Origin of the sequence: Streptomyces abyssalis, assembly GCF_001751365.1 — a bacterium.
Classification (GTDB): Bacteria; Actinomycetota; Actinomycetes; order Streptomycetales; family Streptomycetaceae; genus Streptomyces; species Streptomyces abyssalis.
Genome location: NZ_LJGT01000041.1, coordinates 579,911 through 596,606, shown reverse-complemented (window position 1 = coordinate 596,606; position 16,696 = coordinate 579,911). Strand labels below are relative to the sequence as shown.

Annotated in this window: 17 protein-coding genes; 7 read left to right on the top strand and 10 right to left on the bottom strand. The window is 72.1% G+C overall.

Annotated elements, in window-relative coordinates; genetic code table 11:
- Positions 1-140: 140 nt before the first annotated feature.
- A complete protein-coding gene (locus tag AN215_RS23515) occupies positions 141-1,181 on the bottom strand; it encodes an anti-sigma factor family protein (protein WP_070011107.1) in 1,041 nt (346 codons plus the stop codon).
- 11 nt (positions 1,182-1,192) lie between these two features.
- Positions 1,193-1,897: an RNA polymerase sigma factor SigE gene (gene sigE, locus AN215_RS23510; RefSeq protein ID WP_070011108.1), complete on the bottom strand. Its 705-nt coding sequence runs from the start codon at positions 1,895-1,897 to the stop codon at positions 1,193-1,195.
- Positions 1,898-2,167: 270 nt separating this feature from the next.
- Here sigE and AN215_RS23505 point away from each other — a divergent pair, with 270 nt between their 5' ends.
- Positions 2,168-2,824, top strand: a complete 657-nt coding sequence (locus AN215_RS23505; protein WP_070011427.1) for an O-methyltransferase — start codon at positions 2,168-2,170, stop codon at positions 2,822-2,824.
- Between the two features lie 150 nt (positions 2,825-2,974).
- On the opposite strand, the gene AN215_RS23500 is transcribed toward AN215_RS23505, so the two are convergent.
- Positions 2,975-3,142: a DUF3117 domain-containing protein gene (locus AN215_RS23500; protein WP_016469583.1), complete on the bottom strand. Its 168-nt coding sequence runs from the start codon at positions 3,140-3,142 to the stop codon at positions 2,975-2,977.
- Between the two features lie 308 nt (positions 3,143-3,450).
- On the opposite strand from AN215_RS23500, the gene AN215_RS23495 reads away from it, so the two are divergent.
- Positions 3,451-4,239, top strand: a complete 789-nt coding sequence (locus AN215_RS23495) for an enoyl-CoA hydratase-related protein (RefSeq protein WP_070011109.1) — start codon at positions 3,451-3,453, stop codon at positions 4,237-4,239.
- 38 nt (positions 4,240-4,277) lie between these two features.
- Here the strand turns inward: AN215_RS23495 and AN215_RS23490 are convergent, their stop codons facing one another.
- The gene (locus AN215_RS23490; protein WP_070011110.1) at positions 4,278-4,883 is read right to left on the bottom strand and encodes a DNA-3-methyladenine glycosylase I; all 606 of its coding nucleotides are present in this window, start codon (positions 4,881-4,883) and stop codon (positions 4,278-4,280) included.
- On the bottom strand, positions 4,873-5,316 hold the full coding sequence (locus tag AN215_RS23485) for a cell division protein DivIVA (protein ID WP_070011111.1): 444 nt from the start codon (positions 5,314-5,316) through the stop codon (positions 4,873-4,875). Before AN215_RS23485 ends, AN215_RS23490 begins: the two co-directional genes overlap by 11 nt.
- Positions 5,317-5,503: 187 nt before the next feature.
- Between AN215_RS23485 and folP the strand changes: the two genes are divergently transcribed.
- Positions 5,504-6,373 carry a dihydropteroate synthase gene (gene folP, locus AN215_RS23480; RefSeq protein ID WP_070011112.1) on the top strand — a complete coding sequence of 290 codons (870 nt, stop codon included), beginning with the start codon at positions 5,504-5,506 and terminating at the stop codon, positions 6,371-6,373.
- 43 nt (positions 6,374-6,416) lie between these two features.
- Here folP and AN215_RS23475 read toward each other — a convergent pair whose 3' ends face one another.
- The gene (locus AN215_RS23475) at positions 6,417-7,169 is read right to left on the bottom strand and encodes an LOG family protein (protein WP_070011113.1); all 753 of its coding nucleotides are present in this window, start codon (positions 7,167-7,169) and stop codon (positions 6,417-6,419) included.
- A gap of 161 nt (positions 7,170-7,330) precedes the next feature.
- Positions 7,331-8,410: a succinyl-diaminopimelate desuccinylase gene (gene dapE / locus AN215_RS23470; protein ID WP_070011114.1), complete on the bottom strand. Its 1,080-nt coding sequence runs from the start codon at positions 8,408-8,410 to the stop codon at positions 7,331-7,333.
- Positions 8,411-8,461: 51 nt separating this feature from the next.
- Between dapE and AN215_RS23465 the strand changes: the two genes are divergently transcribed.
- Both AN215_RS23465 and AN215_RS30530 read left to right on the top strand, forming a co-directional pair.
- Positions 8,462-9,496: a VldE C-terminal domain-containing protein gene (locus tag AN215_RS23465; protein WP_070011115.1), complete on the top strand. Its 1,035-nt coding sequence runs from the start codon at positions 8,462-8,464 to the stop codon at positions 9,494-9,496.
- Positions 9,497-9,931: 435 nt separating this feature from the next.
- On the top strand, positions 9,932-10,453 hold the full coding sequence (locus AN215_RS30530) for an ATP-binding protein (protein WP_245694667.1): 522 nt from the start codon (positions 9,932-9,934) through the stop codon (positions 10,451-10,453).
- A gap of 149 nt (positions 10,454-10,602) precedes the next feature.
- On the opposite strand, the gene dapC is transcribed toward AN215_RS30530, so the two are convergent.
- Together dapC and fdxA are read right to left on the bottom strand one after the other, a co-directional pair.
- A complete protein-coding gene (gene dapC / locus AN215_RS23455; protein ID WP_070011116.1) occupies positions 10,603-11,715 on the bottom strand; it encodes a succinyldiaminopimelate transaminase in 1,113 nt (370 codons plus the stop codon).
- Positions 11,716-11,829: 114 nt separating this feature from the next.
- Positions 11,830-12,156: a ferredoxin gene (gene fdxA, locus AN215_RS23450; protein ID WP_027764481.1), complete on the bottom strand. Its 327-nt coding sequence runs from the start codon at positions 12,154-12,156 to the stop codon at positions 11,830-11,832.
- 140 nt (positions 12,157-12,296) lie between these two features.
- Between fdxA and AN215_RS23445 the strand changes: the two genes are divergently transcribed.
- Together AN215_RS23445 and AN215_RS23440 are read left to right on the top strand one after the other, a co-directional pair.
- Positions 12,297-13,397: a GNAT family N-acetyltransferase gene (locus AN215_RS23445; protein ID WP_079123345.1), complete on the top strand. Its 1,101-nt coding sequence runs from the start codon at positions 12,297-12,299 to the stop codon at positions 13,395-13,397.
- Positions 13,398-13,561: 164 nt separating this feature from the next.
- Entirely contained in the window at positions 13,562-14,377 is an 816-nt protein-coding gene (locus tag AN215_RS23440; RefSeq protein ID WP_070011428.1) for a transglutaminase-like and tetratricopeptide repeat-containing protein, read from the top strand.
- A 72-nt stretch (positions 14,378-14,449) separates the two neighbouring features.
- Here the strand turns inward: AN215_RS23440 and AN215_RS30705 are convergent, their stop codons facing one another.
- A complete protein-coding gene (locus AN215_RS30705) occupies positions 14,450-16,573 on the bottom strand; it encodes a peptidoglycan binding domain-containing protein (RefSeq protein ID WP_070031243.1) in 2,124 nt (707 codons plus the stop codon).
- Between the last annotated feature and the right edge of the window lie 123 nt (positions 16,574-16,696).

Sequence of the window (16,696 nt, the reverse complement as noted above, 5' to 3'; positions counted from 1 at the left end):
GGAGCCCACCTCGGCATCCGTACGAACGGTCCTGTTGGTGCCGTCGTGCCCCGATCACCGGCAATTCCCGCTCGCCCGGCGGCAATTCAGCCGCTGCGGTGCGAGCAGCGTCACGCGACGCCCCTCGGGGCCCCTCAGGCTCAGCGCCGGGGCGGAGCCGCCGTGGTCACCGCGGAGGGCGAGGGCGCGCTCTTCCGGATGGCGCCGCCAGGGAACGCGTCCGCGGGAAGCCCGGCATACGACTCGGCCCCGAAGCCGTATGCGCCGGTCGCGGCCGAAGGCGGCGTGGGAAGCGCCAGGGACGAGAGGAAGGCCTCACGCAGCAGCGGGTGGGAGGTGCCGGCCCGCTCGCCCTCCGCCGGAGGTGCCGTGGGAGCCGCCCAGGGAGCACCGCGGTGCAGGCCCGAGCCGTGGCCCGCCTTGAGCGCCGCGCCGCTGCTGTCACCGGCCGTCGTGCTCGCGCTGAGGACCGTGCCGCTCACTTCGGTGCGCATGGCGCTCGCGTCACGGCGACGTCGGTCCCTGTCGCTGCCGCCGGTCGCGTTGGCCGTACGGACGGAGCTGGCAGAGGCAGCGCCGGCGTCGCCCTTCGCGGCGGAGGACCCGCTCCCGGCCGTGCCGGCAGTGCCCACGCCGCCTGCCAGGGCGAGCGCCGCCAGCGAGACTGCGCCCGCCGCGGCGAAAGCGAAGCGGCGGCCCCGCGCGGAGAGCCGCTCCATTTCGTGTATCCGGAATCCGCGGCCAGGCGAGAGCGCGCTTCCGCCGCGGCCTCCGCGCAGCTGGTCGAACGCCCATACAGAGCCGCCGGACTCCGCATTCGCCATGGGCTGCGACGGGTCGGACAGCGCCCCGCGGGAACCGCTGCCCGGAAGCCGGGCACCGTCGCCGCCGGAGGGCGTGCCGTCGAACGGCCCGTCGGCCGGGCCGGCGGCAGGCAGGCCCTGAAGCCGCGCCAGCAGTCCGTCCGAAGGGGGCGGGGGTGCGGTGTCCGCGAAGACGTTCTTCACCCGGCGCTGCGCGTCCGCCTCCGTCTTGCAGCTCCGGCAGGTCGCGAGGTGCGCCAGCACGCGCTCGCGTGCGTCATGTCCCAGCTCCCCGTCGATGAGCGCCGCGAGACGGTCGCCGAGATGCTGCTCGGTCTGAGTGAGCTCTCTCTCCGGCTGCGGCACTGTGCCACGCATGCCCGTGCCACTCACGCGGCACCGACCTCCCCGCCCCCGGCGGCCGGGGCCGCGGCTGTCAGCGCGCGCTGCTGCTCGGCGCGGGCCTCGGGAGAGCGGTGCTGGAGCGCCTTGCGCAGCTGCGAGCGGCCGCGGTGGATACGGCTGCGCACGGTGCCCAGCTTCACGCCGAGCGTGGCGGCGATCTCTTCGTACGACAGTCCCTCGATGTCGCAGAGCACGACGGCGGCGCGGAACTCCGGTGCGAGGGTGTCCAGCGCCTGCTGCACGTCCGCGTCGAAGTGGGTGTCGTTGAAGTGCTGCTGCGGCGTGGGCTCACGGCTGGGGAGACGCTCGGCGGCGTCGTCGGCGAGGGCGTCGAACCGGATGCGCTGCTTGCGGCGCACCGTGTCCAGGAAGAGGTTCGTGGTGATGCGGTGCAGCCAGCCCTCGAACGTGCCCGGCGTGTACGTCGACAGGGAGCGGAAGACGCGGACGAAGACCTCCTGCGTGAGGTCCTCGGCGTCGTGCTGGTTGCCGGTGAGGCGGTATGCGAGGCGGTAGACCCGTGCACTGTGCGTGCTGACGATCTCCTCCCAGGAGGGAGGGGTCCACGCCTGGCTCTCCGCATCGGTGTCGAAAGTCGCCGTGGTCGCGGATTCGGCAGGGCGGACCTGGTCAGCGGTGTCAGTCACGGATTTCGGCTCGTCCGCCGACCTGCGAAAACGCCTTAGCATTCCACGGTCCCGGACAGCAGCCGCACCTCCCCTGTCGGCTCTGGTGGTGTCCAGTGGAACACCAACCCTAACCACCTCGCCCGTTAGCTCCGGATAAGCACTTTTGACCGGCTCCCGGTCCTGCTGCTTTTCCCGCTGCACAGTCGTCGATCGCAATTGCACGGCACCCCCTGCACCTTCCACCCCGGTACAACGCTCGGTCCCATCAGCGGGTTCCCGGGGCAACGGATACAGTCACCGTGGCGTGGAGGACGGGGACAGGAGAGGGCCATTACCGGCAATCCGCAGTCGAGCTGGGCATTCGCCGATGCCTACGGCGCCGAGCTCGTCGACGACGCCGAGAACGCGGCGCTGCGCTGGGCCCGGCAGCGGGCTCAGCAGGCCGGCGTGCGCGCGGTGTCGGCCGCCACCGGTGCCACGCTCCGTCTGCTGGCCGCGACCGCCGGCGCCAAGGCCGTAGCCGAGATCGGCACCGGCACCGGCGTCTCCGGCATCCACCTGCTGGCCGGGATGCGGCCCGACGGCGTACTGACGACGGTGGACACCGACCCCGAGCAGCAGCAGACCGCGCGGCAGGCTTTCCGTGCCGCCGGCTTCACCGGCAACCGCGCGCGGTTCATTCCGGGCTCCGCCCTGGACGTGCTGCCGCGCCTTGCCGACGGTGGCTACGACTTGGTCTTCTGCGACGGGGACCGGGCCGAGTGCCTCGACTACTTCGCCGAGGCGCTGCGCCTGCTGCGGCCCGGCGGTCTCGTCTGCTTCGAAGGGGTCTTCGCAGGCGGCCGTACGGTCGACTCCGCCGCACAGCCCGCCGAGGTGCGCAAGCTCCGCGAACTCCTGGGCGCCGTACGGGAGAGCACCGCGCTCGTGCCGTCGCTGCTGCCGGTGGGGGACGGTCTGCTCTGCGCGGTCAAGCGCGCTCAGTGAAGCACGAGCCGGGCGGGCGAGCCGGTGCGCCGCTTCCCGTGTGCCGCTGCCAGACACATCCGCCCCGGAGCACGATGTGCTCCGGGGCCGTGGAAACCCACCGATGACTCGCTCGGTCCGCCGCGGGCGGGGCGGCCCCGCTGCCGGGCGTCAGCCGCAGACCTTCTTCAGCTCCTCACCGAGCGCAGTCGCCTCATCCGGGGTCAGCTCGACGACGAGTCGCCCACCGCCTTCGAGCGGAACGCGCATGACGATGCCCCGCCCCTCCTTGGTCACCTCGAGCGGGCCGTCACCCGTCCGCGGCTTCATGGCCGCCATGCTCGTTCCCCTTCCTGAAACCAGCTGATCGCAGCCGACAACGCGCGTGTCACCGGCATCGAACACATTGCTTCCCGGCCATTATCCCGCATGGCAGGACCCGATGACCAACAAGAGGTCGCATCACTTGTGACTCGCTCTCGCACAAAACCACTCAATCCGTCGACGAAGCTGCGATACTGCTCCGCTTCACCCCGCCCGTGAATTGGCTGAGCCCCTCCCCGGCCGCTCCGGTGCGCACCCCCCACCCGTGGGAGCGCGGCGGGACGCCCTGTCGGGGCCCCGGTGTTCTGGGCCATGCTTGGCCCATGTCGGACACCGTGCTCTATGACGTGACCGAGGGTCTTGCGACGGTCACCCTCAACCGCCCCGATGCGATGAACGCCCTCAACACCGAGCTGAAGTCGGCTCTGCGCGACACCCTCCGCGCCGCCGCCGAGGACGAGGCCGTACGGGCAGTGCTGCTCACCGGAAACGGGCGCGCCTTCTGCGTCGGCCAGGACCTCAAGGAACACATCGGTGCGCTGCAGGAGGGCGGAGGCAGCGCCCTCAGCACCGTCGAAGAGCACTACAACCCCATCACGCTCGCCATCGCGGGCATGCCGAAACCGGTCGTGGCAGCCGTGAACGGGGTCGCCGCCGGCGCGGGCGCCGGGTTCGCCTTCGCAGCCGATCACCGTGTACTCGCAGAGTCGGCCGCCTTCAACACCTCCTTCGCCGGGATCGCGCTGACCGCGGACTCCGGGATCTCCTGGACGCTGCCGCGGCTGATCGGCCCCGCCCGCGCCTCCGACCTGCTGCTCTTCCCGCGGAGCGTGCGCTCAGGCGAGGCACTGGAGCTGGGTCTCGCACACCGGGTCGTGCCGGACGACGAACTCGCCGAGCAGGCCACCGCCGTGGCACGCGAACTCGCCCAGGGACCCACGCGCGCCTATGCGGCGATCAAGGAGTCGCTGGCCTACGGCGCCGGCCACTCGCTGGCCGAGACGCTGCGGAAGGAGGCCGAACTCCAGATCCGCGCAGGCGCGTCGGAGGATCACCAGGCCGCCGTCGAGGCGTTCGTGAAGAAGGAGAAGCCCCGCTTCAGGGGCCGCTGACGCCCGGGGCCGGCCCGGCCCCGGGTCTCCTCCGCCGGTCAGCCGGCCCCCGCACGCATCTCACCGCGCGCCCAGCAGTCCGCCAGGTGATCGTTCACCAGGCCGCAGGCCTGCATCAGCGCATACGCCGTCGTGGGCCCGACGAAGCGGAAGCCCTTCTTCTTGAGGTCTTTCGCGAGCGCCTTCGACTCGTCGGTCACCGCGGGGATCTCGGTGTGCGTACGGGGCGCGGGGCGGCCCTCCGGATCGGGGGCGAACGACCAGACCAGCGAATCCAGGCCGCCCTCCCCGAGCGAGGCGGCGACCTTCGCGTTGGCGACGGCCGCCTGGATCTTCGCCCTGTTGCGGATGATCCCCGTGTCGCCGAGCAGCCGCGCCTCGTCCTCCTCCGTGAAGGCGGCCACCTCTGCGATGCGGAAGCCCGCGAAGGCGGCGCGGAAGCCCTCGCGGCGGCGGAGGATCGTCAGCCAGGAGAGCCCGGACTGGAACGCTTCCAGGCACAGCCGCTCGTACAGGGCGTCGTCGCCGTGGACGGGGCGGCCCCACTCCTTGTCGTGATACGCGACATAGTCCTCGGCGGACAGGCCCCACGGGCAGCGCAGCGCCCCGTCGGGACCCGGCTGCGCACCGCCCTCAACGCCCATCGCCGCGCTCCGGGGAATCCTGCGCGAGCGGCCCCGGCCCGTACTCGCCGAGCTCTCCGGACCGCGGAGCGCCCGGTCCGCCGTACCCGCCCGGCTCGCCCCGCCCCATCGCCGCCGCCTGGGCACCGGCCAGCGCCGACTCCAGCTCCGCGATACGGGCGTCACGCTCGGCCAGCTCGGCACCGAGCCGGTCCAGTACGTCGTCGACCTGCTGCATCCGGTATCCACGCGCCGTGACCGGCAGCCGGAGCCCGTCCACGTCGACGCGGCTGACCGGACGGCCGGCCGGCAGGGGTTCGTCGAGCTGGTCGGGCGGCGCGTCCGCGAGCCCGCCGGTGGCGGTGCCGCCCCGCCCCTCCCCGGTGCTGCCCACCACGGCGAGCGTCACCGCGGCGACCACCACGGCGAGCGAGATCAGCAGGAACCAGAACACGGCCAACTCCCCGATGTCCGTCCGGATGACTGAGGCTTCCTATGCTCCCTGATCGTGCCACGCCGCACTGACACAACCGGCAGGCCTCGAAGGGATGCGCTCTCCACAGCCCGTTAAGGTCGCCTCCGGGGGAATCGGCCCGTGCCGCCCCTTGTGCCGAGTGAGAGGGCCGAGCGAGAGGATGGCGATGCTGCGCCTGGGGAAGCGGGAGTTCGGGCCGCACGAGATGGTGATCATGGCCATCGTGAACCGGACGCCGGACTCGTTCTACGACCGCGGCGCCACCTTCCGCGACGAGCCCGCCCTGGAGCGGGTGGAGAAGGCCGTGGCCGAGGGCGCGGCGGTCATCGACATCGGTGGCGTGAAGGCCGGCCCCGGGGACGAGGTGACGGCCGAAGAGGAGGTGCGGCGTACCGCCGGCTTCGTCGAAGAGGTACGCAGGCGCCACCCGGACATCGTGATCAGCGTGGACACATGGCGCCACGAGGTCGGAGAGGCCGTCTGCGCCGCGGGCGCGGATCTGATCAACGACGCCTGGGGCGGGGTCGATCCCGCCCTGGCCGAGGTCGCCGCCCGCCACGGCGCGGGCCTGGTGTGCACACACGCGGGCGGCGCCGAGCCGCGCACGCGCCCGCATCGGGTGAGCTACCCGGACGAGGGCGGTGTGGTGGCCGACATCCTGCGCGTGACGCTCGGCCTGGCCGAACGCGCGGCCGGTCTGGGCGTGCGCAGGGACGCCATCCTCATCGACCCGGGGCACGACTTCGGCAAGTCGACCCGGCACTCACTCGAAGCCACCCGCCGCCTGGAGGAGATGACCCGGACCGGCTGGCCGGTGCTCGTATCGCTGTCCAACAAGGACTTCGTCGGCGAGACCCTGGACAGGCCGGTGCAGGAGCGGCTGACCGGCACGCTCGCCACCACCGCGGTCTCGGCCTGGCTCGGTGCGCGCGTCTACCGCGTCCACGAGGTCGCCGAGACGAAGCAGGTGCTGGAGATGGTCGCGTCGATCGCGGGGCACCGGCCGCCCGCCGTGGCGCGGCGCGGGCTCGCCTGAGCGGGCCCTTCGCGCCCGTGCCGGCGGCGCCGTACCCGCGCCGTCAGCCGGCTTCCTTCGTGACCACCGCGACGGCCTCCTCGATGTCGTCCGTGACGTGGAAGAGCTCGATGTCGCGCGCGGACGCCTTGCCCTGTGCGACGACCGAGCCGTGCAGCCAGTCGACGAGGCCCTGCCAGTAGGAACTGCCGAAGAGGACGATGGGGAAGCGCGTGACCTTCCTGGTCTGCACGAGAGTCATCGCCTCGAACAGCTCGTCCATCGTGCCGAGGCCGCCCGGCAGCACGACGAAGCCCTGTGCGTACTTCACGAACATCGTCTTGCGCACGAAGAAATAGCGGAAATTGACACCGATGTCGACATATTGATTGAGCCCCTGCTCGAAGGGCAGCTCGATGCCGAGCCCGACCGACGTGCCGCCCGCCTCCAGCGCCCCCTTGTTGGCGGCCTCCATCGCCCCCGGTCCGCCACCGGTGATCACTCCGAAGCCGGCCTCCGTCAGCGCGCGCCCGATGCGCACACCCGCCTCGTACTCCGGCGAGTCGACGGGCGTACGGGCCGAGCCGAAGACGCTGATGGCGGGGCCGAGTTCCGCGAGGGCGCCGAAGCCCTCCACGAACTCCGACTGGATGCGCATGACCCGCCAGGGGTCCTGGTGCACCCAGTCCGAAGGTCCGGTGGTGTCCAGCAGCCGCTGGTCGGTCGTCTCGGCCTGCATCTGCTTGCGCCGGCGCACCACCGGGCCGAGACGCTGCTCGCGCGGCTTCCGTGCTCGCTCTCGCTCCGGGCTGGTCATCCCACGCTCCCTCCGACTGCGGTCATTCCGGTTCAGCGTACGCACGGAGAGCCCGTACAGACGTGACAGACAGCCGCACCCCCGCGGGCGGCCAGGTGTACGGCGGGTTCAGGCCGTGGGGCGGGGCCGGGCCGTGGAGCGGACTCAGGACGTCCCTGCGTTCAGGACGTCAGCCAGGCACGGAGGCGTTCCTCACAGTGGAGGATCTTCGCCGTGTCCACGTGCTCGTCGCGCTTGTGCGCCAGGTTCGGGTCGCCGGGGCCGTAGTTCACGGCCGGGACGCCGAGCGCGCTGAAACGGGAGACGTCCGTCCATCCGAACTTGGGCATCGGCTCTCCGCCGACGGCGTCCGTGAACGCCTTCGCCGCGGGGTGCGAGAGCCCCGGCAGGGCCCCGGGCGAGCTGTCGTCCACCGTCAGATCCCACTCGCCGCACCCCGCGAACACCTCCCGTACGTGTGCCAGGGCCTGGTCCTCGCCGATGTCGGGGGCGTATCGGTAGTTGACGGTGACGGAGCAGGCGTCGGGGATCACGTTCCCGGCGACCCCGCCCTCGATGCGGACGGCGTTGAGTCCCTCCCGGTACTCCAGCCCGTCGATCACCTTGCGCCGCGGTTCGTACGAGGCGAGCCGGGCGAGGATCGGCGCGGCCGCATGGATCGCGTTGTCGCCCTTCCAGCTCCGCGCGGAGTGGGAACGTACGCCGGAGGTACGCAGCCGCACGCGCAGGGTGCCCTGGCAGCCGCCCTCGACCTGGCCGCTGGAGGGCTCGAGCAGCACCGCGAAGTCACCGGCGAGCCAGTCGGGGTGTGCTTCGGCGACGTGACCGAGGCCGTTGAGATGCGCGTCGACCTCCTCGTTGTCGTAGAAGACGAAGGTCAGATCCCGGTTGGGCTCGGGCACGGTGGCGGCGATGCGCAGCTGCACCGCCACGCCCGCCTTCATGTCGCTCGTGCCGCAGCCCCACAGCACGCCGTCCTCGTCGAGGCGTGAGGGCACGTTGTCCGCGATGGGGACCGTGTCGATGTGCCCGGCGAGGACGACGCGTTCGGACCGGCCGAGACCGGTGCGGGCGACGACGTTGTTGCCGTGGCGGTCCACGGTCAGGTGCGGCAGCGCACTCAGGGCGGTCTCGACCGCGTCGGCCAGAGGCCGCTCGTCCCCGCTCTCCGAGGGCGTGTCCACGAGCTGAGCCGTCAGCAGGGCGGCGTCCTGGTGCAGGTCGAGTCCGTTTTTCAGCATGAACCCAGCCTACGGGCGGGGGGACTTGGCAAACCGGCTACCTTTGTGCCCGTGTCCCCCTCGGAATCCTCTCCCCAGAAGTCCCGCGCGCGAGTCCTTCGCACCGCGGCGGCGTGCACGGTTCTGCTGGTCATAGCCGGCTACGTGGCGACGCAGTACGTCACAAGCAGCACGGGACCCGCGCGGTGCACCGTCAGAGCCACAGGCGAGAAGCCGCAGGACTACGAGATCAAGCCCGAACAGGCCGCGAACGCCGCCACGATCACAGCGGTGGCGTCCCAGCGCGGACTTCCGGAGCGGGCGGTGACGATAGCGCTGGCCACGGCCATGCAGGAGTCCGCGCTTCGCAACATCGAACACGGGGACCGGGATTCGCTCGGCCTGTTCCAGCAGCGTCCCTCGCAGGGCTGGGGAAGCGTGCGCCAGATCCAGGATCCTGTGTATTCCACGGGGAAGTTCTACGACCATCTCGTGCAGATCCCCGGCTACTCCCGGCTGCCGCTGACGGTGGCCGCGCAGCGCGTACAGCGCAGCGGCTACCCGCAGGCGTACGCGAAGCACGAAACGCACGCGTCGCTGCTGACCGCCGCTCTCACGGGCCGGCGCGCGGCCGCGTTCAACTGCACCACCGGACCGGCCGGGGGCGACGGCAAGGCGGGCAGCGCCACGCAGCTACGGCAGCGCCTGGTACGGGAGTTCGGCAACGGCGTGCTGCCCGGACAGGAGGCCGGGACACCCGCGCCGTCCACCGGTAAGGCCGGCCTGGACGGGTCTCCCGAGCGGCCGCGGCAGCCCGGGGCCGAGGACGGGAAGGCGGCCCTCCGGGCGTCGGACGAGGTGTCGCGCGCGGCGGCCGGCGACGAGTCGTCCCAGGTACGCATCCCGGTGCGGCGCGGCCAGCGCGGCTGGGAGCTGGCGCACTGGGCGGTGGCGAACGCCTCGGAGCTGCACATCGAGCAGATCACCTACCGCAACCGCATCTGGGACGCGTCCAGTTCGGAGGAGGGCTGGCGCCCCCGCGAGGACTCCGGAAGCGGGGCGGGTGGCGAACAGGCCGTCAGCGTACGGCTGTCGAAAGGTAAGTAGCACCGGAGCTGCGGCTCCGCTCGCCTCACTTCCGTGATTCCTGGGCCGTCTCCCCGACAAGCCCGCGGACAGGGCCAGTTCGCGCGGCGTGCACGGCGCGCGGCTCGCCAACCCTGGGGCGGGCCTCACATTCGGGGGAATTCGCCGCACCGGAGTGGACGCCGCCCAGAGGCGGGCCGTGTCTCCGCAGTCCCGCGCGAGCCACGCAAACCCCCCGTCATTGCAGGGGTTTGACGTTTCGGCAGCCGTGAAGAGCAGGCACGGAAGGCTTGTTCGGCACAACGTACGACGCGACGCATTGCCAATCCTTTACTCCGGCGGCCCGCAACTTTCCGGCTCCCCGAGGCGATAGGCACAGCGCCCGGCCCGGCGATTGCCCGGCCGGGTTTGCATCACGTTTTCCGTAGCAGTAGATCTCTCCGTCAAAGGAGCAACATGTCCCTCCCTCTCACGCGCCGGATCGCCAAGACCGTGCTGCTGACAGCCGCTGGCGCCGCCTCCGTCGTAGGTGCGGCCGGTGCGGCGAGTGCCGCCGAACTGCCTTCGACCGCTGATGTGGGCGGGCTGAGCAAGCTGGACCAGGCCGCCGGCCAGACCGTCCGCGGCACCGCCACGGAGGGCGTTCAGGCTCTCACCCCGATGAGCAGCAGCACCCCGCTCGACAACACCTCCGGAGCAGCCCGCTCCGGCGTCACGGCCGTCGGCAACGACACCGACCGGGTCGCACCGGAGACCAGGCAGTTCGCGGGCGAAACCACCACCGGTGCCGCCGAGGGTCTGCAGAAGCAGGCTCCGAAGGCCGAGAACCTGCCGACCAAGCAGCTCCCTGCCAAGCAGGTGACGGGGAAGACCACTCAGCCCAGCACCCTTGAGAAGACCGTTCCGGTCAAGGGCGGTCTGCTGGACGGGCAGGTTCTGCCGAAGGGCCTTGGCACCGCCTCGATCGCGGGCCTCTGACACCGGCTTCGCGCACAGCGCACCGCATGCGGAAGGTCGCGGAGAGTTCTCTCCGCGACCTTCCGCGCTTTCCTTCCGCGCTCGCCGTCCCCGTTTCTCCTGCCGCGTTCTCCTGCCGCGTTCTCCTGCTTCCTCTCCGGCGGGACGCCTCAGCTCTCCAGCCGCCGCACGGCCGCCGAGACGCGCTCGTCCGTCGCCGTGAAGGCGACCCGTACGAAACGCTCCCCCGCGGTGCCGTAGAAGTCGCCCGGCGCGACGAGCACTCCGAGTTTGGAAAGGTCGCCGACCGTGTCCCAGCACGGCTCGTCCCGCGTCGCCCAGAGGTAGAGCGACGCCTCGCTGTGCTCGATGCGGAAGCCCCGGCCTTCGAGGGCCGTGCGCAGGGCGGCGCGCCGGGCGGCGTAACGCTTGCGCTGCTGCGCGACGTGCGTGTCGTCACCGAGCGCCGCCACGGTCGCGGCCTGCACCGGAGCGGGGACCATCATCCCGCCGTGCTTCCGGATGTGCAGCAACTCCCCGAGCACCGCCGGGTCACCGGCGACGAACGCCGCGCGGTAGCCCGCGAGGTTGGAGCGCTTGGAGAGCGAGTGGACGGCGACGACACCCTCGTACGTGCCGCCGCAGACGTCGGGATGCAGCACCGAGACCGGATCCGTGTCCCAGCCGAGTTCCAGGTAGCACTCGTCGCTGACCAGCAGCACCCCGTGCTCGCGCGCCCACGCGACCGTACGGGTCAGCTGCCCGGCGTCCAGGACCCGGCCCGTCGGATTGGACGGGGAGTTGAGCCACAGCAGACGCAGACCCTCCGGGTCGAGAGCTGTCGGGTCGTCGTAGACGACGGGCTCCGCGCGGGCGAGGCGTGCGCCCACCTCGTACGTCGGGTACGCCAGCCGCGGATACGCCACGCGGTCCCCCGGCCCCAGACCGAGCTGGGTGGGCAGCCATGCGACGAACTCCTTGGAGCCGACGACCGGCAGCACGTTCCTGTGCGTCATGCCGGACGCTCCCAGGCGGCGTCCGCACCAGCCGGTGACGGCATCACGCAGCTCGGCCGTGCCCCACACCGTGGGGTAGCCGGGGCTGTTGCCGGCGTCGGTGAGGGCCTGCCGGATCAGATCCGGGACGGGGTCGACGGGGGTGCCGACGGAGAGGTCGACGATGCCGCCGTCGTGCGCCGCGGCAGCGGCCTTGTACGGCTCCAGCCTGTCCCAGGGGAACTCAGGGAGCCGCGCGGAGACGGAGGACCCGGCGGAAGGGGCCACGGGATGACTCGCTTTCTGCTCTGAAACACGCGGTCCCGCACACCCGCCGGAGCAACCGGCCGGGCTGTGCGGGACCACTGACCGCGGAGGGGGACCACCCGTACCGCGGCGGTGTCACTCGTCGTGGCTCTGCGGAGGGAGCGCGGCGATGACCGGGTGGTCCCGCTCGATCAGCCCGAGCTTGCTGGCTCCGCCGGGCGAACCGAGCTCGTCGAAGAACTCGACGTTCGCCTTGTAGTAGTCCTTCCACTCCTCGGGAGTGTCGTCCTCGTAGAAGATGGCCTCGACCGGGCAGACCGGCTCGCAGGCACCGCAGTCGACGCATTCGTCCGGGTGGATGTACAAGGACCGCTGGCCCTCGTAGATGCAGTCGACGGGGCACTCCTCGATGCAGGCCTTGTCCTTAAGGTCGACACAAGGCTCCGCGATGACGTAGGTCACGCTGTCGTTCCTCCTCAATTGGGCCGGCGGACCCGTGTCGGGGGGTCCGCCGCTGGGCGCGCGGGAGCGCGGCGTCGTCGATGCCCGTCCTAGTATCTCCGTTCCCGGTACCGATACGAACAGGAGGGGCGGGTAGAGCAGTGGAATTCACCACGGGCGGACGCCTCGAAGTCCGAATTACCGCGTCTGACGTGGGGAAACGTGTTTCTGTACGGTCCCTTACCGGGGCCGGGGGACGGCACGCCACCTTCACCGACACAGTCGGCGTTCTCACATCCTGGGACCACGGTGTGCTGCACATCACCCGCCGCGGAGGGCAGCGCGTGACGCTCGACGAATCGGCGCTGGTGGCCGCGAAGGTCGTCCCCGGCACACCCGCCCGGCGGCGCGGCATCCCGTCTGCGAGCGTACGGGAACTCGTCGAGGTGGCGTCGCGGGGATGGCCCGCCGTGGAGACGGAACGCCTGGGTGGCTGGACGCTCAGGGCGAGCGCGGAGCCCGGGCCGGCCGGTGAGGGTCGCTTCGAACGGGGCGCGGGGAGCCGTCGCGAGGGCTTCACCGCGCGCGCCAACTCCGTACTGCCGCTGGGCGATCCCGGACTGCCGCGGGCTGAGGCGCTGACGCTGGCCGGCCGGTGGTACGAGGAGCGCGGGCTGGTGCCTCGCGTGCAGGTCACCACGGGCGGTGAGCACACCGACGAACTCCTCGCGGCCGAGCTGGAGGAGCGCGGATGGAGCGGTGAACGGTACGCGCTGCTGCGGATCGCGGCCCTGGCCCCGCTGGCCGACCGCGAACCGGACGGCCGCGTGCTGCTCGGCCGCGCACCCGGTGCGGACTGGTTCTCGCTCTACCGGCGGGCCGCCGAAATGCCGCACTCCGCAACGAGGGTGCTGACGGGCGGGCCGTCCGTATGGTTCGCGACGGTGCCCGGCGACGCGGGCGCACCCGGCGAGGTCGCACCCGGAGGGGGCGCACCGGAGGCGGGCGCGGCAGCGATCGGACGGTGCGTGATCGACGGGCGGTGGGCGGGCTTCGCCGCGGTGGAGGTCGCACCGGGACACCGCCGGCAGGGGCTGGCCACCGCGGTGATGGCGGAGTTGGCGCGGGCAGCCCTCGCGGAGGGCGCCTCGGCCGCGTACCTCCAGGTCGAGCGCGACAACGACGCCGCCCGTGCGCTGTACGACGGGATGGGCTTCGCCGATCACCACGCCTACCACTACCGCCGCGCCCCGGAGCACTGATCGCATTGGCCGGTGAGGAGAGCGGGACAGGCCGCGGGCCCGGCGCGGGCGGAAGCGGCGAGCGCGGCGGCGGAAGCGGCGATGGCGACGGCAACGACAGCCACGACGGCGACCGCGGCAACCGCGAACGGTTCGCGGAGGCCGCACGCGAGGAGCGGCCCGATCTGGCGCTGCTCTGCCTGCTGATCGGCGTCGAGGCCGCCACGGCGCACACCGGCCGCACCGCACCGGGCGGACACGAACCGGGCGGACACGAACAGGCGGTTCTGGAGGCGGAGATCGAACTCGACCGCCTCGCCGGGCTGTTGCCGTACGCCGCGTCCCGTACGCCCGAGCAGTGGGCACACGCGCTGGAAGAGCTGCTGGGGCGGGAACTCGGCTTCCACGGCCTCCCCGAGGACTACCGGCGGCTGGAGTCCTCCCTGCTGCAGTCCGTGCTCCACCGCCGCCGTGGCCTGCCGATCCTGCTGTCGGTCGTCTGGATGGAGGTCGCGCGGCGTGCCGGAGCACCGGTGTACGGGGTGGGGCTGCCGGGCCACTTCGTGATCGGGTTCGGTGATCCCGCCGGCAGCCATGCCCTCGCCGACCCGTACAACGGCGGCCGTCTGCTCTCCGCCGGTGACCTGGAGCTGCTCGTCGCCGGTGCGACGGGCACGCGGACGCCGCTGTCCGCCGCGACGCTGCACCCGGCGGGGCCGCTGGAGATCGTGCTGCGGATCCTCAACAACATCCGCGCCTGGGCGGCGATCCGGCCCGAGCAGTCGGGCGTACAGCTCTGGGCGCTGGACTTCTCCCTGCTCCTTCCCCACCGTCCGGCGCGGCTGCGTCACGAACGGGCACGGCTGCTCGTCGAACGGGGCGACTTCCTCGGCGGTGCGGCGGAGTTGGAGGAGTACGCCTCGGCGATCGAGGCCATGGAGCCCGGAGAGGCGGAGCAGGTGCGCAAGGCGGCGCGGGCCGCAAGGGCACGGCTCAACTGACCGCTCGCCGGCGGGCCGCAAGGACGCCGGCGGGCCCGCCCCGCCCGGCCGCCGGTCCGTCCTGCAGCCGGTTCACTGAGCGTTGAGCTGGATCTCCTGTACGCGCTTGGCGGGGCTGGTCTCCTTGAGCGCGAGGCGCAGCGCACCCGCCACGTCCTGCGGCGTGACGGCCGTCTTGCTGCCGTCGCCACGGGTGATCTTCACGCCGTCGAACGTCGTGCCGTAGAGCTGCTTGAGGACCGGCAGATCGTAGGTGTCGACCAGCGTGCCGTTGACCGGCTTCATGGACAGGAACTTCGGCAGCGACTTCTCGGGGCTGAACTGGATCGAGGCGTTGCCTGCCTTGATCGTCACAAGTCCTGACATGGCGGGCTTGCCGAAGTCCCGGATGGCCCTGGCGATCTCCTTCTTGCCGACCTTCGGCTGCTGCTGGGAGACCGGCAGTTCGACCGGGCTGTTGTTCCCGGTCGCGGCGCGCGTGCGGTACGCGTCCTCCAGCTTCGCGCCGGCCTTGTCGGCGTCGATTCCCTTGTGCGTCTTGCCCGGTACGCCGACGGCCTTGCCGTCCACGAACTTGACCATCCCGTCCTTGGGAGCCCCGCCGACACCGGTCTCCTGGGAGACCTGCTGGAGCGCCGACGCCATCTTCTCCTGGTCCACCTTGAGCGCGGGCTCCGCCTCCCGGGCGGCGCCGAACAGCGAGCCGATGACGGTGACCGGGTTGTAGTCCCGTCCGGCGGCGCCTCGCACGGTGGCTTCGGTGTCGAGCGTCATGCCGGCGACGCTCGGCTTCAGCTTGGCCCGCTGGTCCCCCGCCACGACGGTGAACGCCTGAGTCGTACGGTCGCCGAACGCGGCGTCCAGCTTGTTGACGGCCTCGTGGCGGCTCATTCCGCCGATGCCGACGCCGAGCACGGTGGTGCCGTTCGGCACGTCCGCGTGGTCGAAGAGCAGACCGGCGCCGTACGCGATTCCGACGATCCCGAGGACGCCTGCCCCGGCGAGCATCAGCTTCGAACGGCTCGCGGGGGGCCCGTCCTCGTCGCGGGCGGACGGAGCGGACGCGCGCTCGAAGGGCGAACCGGCGGTTCCGGGGCCCTCCTCGTCGGCCAGGCGTGGAGCCCGGCTCATGAGGGTGTCGCTGACGATGCGGTCGCCGTCCTGCTCGTCCGCCACCCCGGCGCCCGCGGCGCCGCCGGCGCCGCTCGGCCCACCGTAGGCGGGGAGCCCGTCAGGGCCGCCCGGTTCGCGGGCGAGCATCTCCTCGCCGGTGCCGCCGGGTGCGAACGGCGCGACCCCGGTGCCCAGTCCGAGCGTGGAGGTCACCGGTGACTCGGGCGGCGCGGCGCCCTGGCCGGGCTGCGGCGGCAGCGGCATGTCACCGCTGACGGGACCGGTCGTCGGGCCGTCCTGTCGCAGGCCCGCGCCGGCGTCCGGGTCCACGGGAGAGCCGGGGGCGGGCGTGCCGCCGGGCGGGGTGTCCGTACGCGGCAGGGGGTAGGAGCCCGTGTCGTACGGATCGCCCGAACCGTACGAATCGCCCACGCCGTAAGGGTTTTCGAGGCCGTACGGTGCGCTGCTGCCGTACGGCGGCTCCGCCGCACCCGGCGTCGCGCCGGAGTCCGCGGGGCCGCCCGGACGGGGCATGGCGCCCGTTCCCGCGCCGGTGCCCGCGCCTGCGCCCGCGCCCGGTTTGGCCTTGCGGGGCGCGAACCAGTCGCTGGTCTCCTGCTTGAACTCACCGTTGCCGGAGGTCTCCTCGGACCCGCGCGACGGACCGGGGGCACCCGGGCCGGGGGCACCGGCCAATCCAGCGCCCGCGCCGGGTGCGGCACCGGGACCGGTGCCCGGGGCGCCGTCGCCGGGGGCGCGCAGCGGGTGCGCGTCGTCGGCCGGCGAGGGCCCGTTCTGGTCCGTGCCGCCCGCCGCGCCGGCAGCGCCCGAGTCGCCTTCGCTCACGGGCTTGCGCATCACCACGGGCGGAATCGGCCGCGATCCGGGGATGTTGATGCGGATGCGCGTCGTCAGCGTCGTCTCGGTCTTGCGGTCCTCGGGCCGCTGCGCGTCGGACGCCGTCTCCTCCGAATCGGCGGAGTCGCCCGTGGCGCCGGGGCCGTAAGGGCCGGTACCAGGCGGGTACGACGACCCGCCGCGGCCCTGCGGCCCGGAGGACGAACGGTCAGTTTCACGACTCAAAGCAGGTACTCCCGGTTGGATTCGCCGTCCATCATGCTTGTCCCAGAACGGCTCGCCGGCGCGCACCAGCTTACTTGGGGTCGCCGCCGCGGGACCCTCTCCCTCGTAATCCCCTGGACAGCG

Bases quoted from the DNA above. Each gene is read 5' to 3' on its own strand.
- AN215_RS23515 (WP_070011107.1), bottom strand. From the start codon at position 1,181: ATGCGTGGCACAGTGCCGCAGCCGGAGAGAGAGCTCACTCAGACCGAG.
- AN215_RS23490 (WP_070011110.1), bottom strand. From the start codon at position 4,883: ATGGGCGTTGAGGGCGGTGCGCAGCCGGGTCCCGACGGGGCGCTGCGC.
- dapE (WP_070011114.1), bottom strand. From the start codon at position 8,410: ATGCTGAAAAACGGACTCGACCTGCACCAGGACGCCGCCCTGCTGACG.
- AN215_RS30530 (WP_245694667.1), top strand. From the start codon at position 9,932: ATGTCCCTCCCTCTCACGCGCCGGATCGCCAAGACCGTGCTGCTGACA.
- AN215_RS23500 (WP_016469583.1), bottom strand. From the start codon at position 3,142: ATGGCGGCCATGAAGCCGCGGACGGGTGACGGCCCGCTCGAGGTGACC.
- folP (WP_070011112.1), top strand. From the start codon at position 5,504: ATGCTGCGCCTGGGGAAGCGGGAGTTCGGGCCGCACGAGATGGTGATC.
- sigE (WP_070011108.1), bottom strand. From the start codon at position 1,897: ATGCTAAGGCGTTTTCGCAGGTCGGCGGACGAGCCGAAATCCGTGACT.
- AN215_RS23475 (WP_070011113.1), bottom strand. From the start codon at position 7,169: ATGACCAGCCCGGAGCGAGAGCGAGCACGGAAGCCGCGCGAGCAGCGT.
- AN215_RS23495 (WP_070011109.1), top strand. From the start codon at position 3,451: ATGTCGGACACCGTGCTCTATGACGTGACCGAGGGTCTTGCGACGGTC.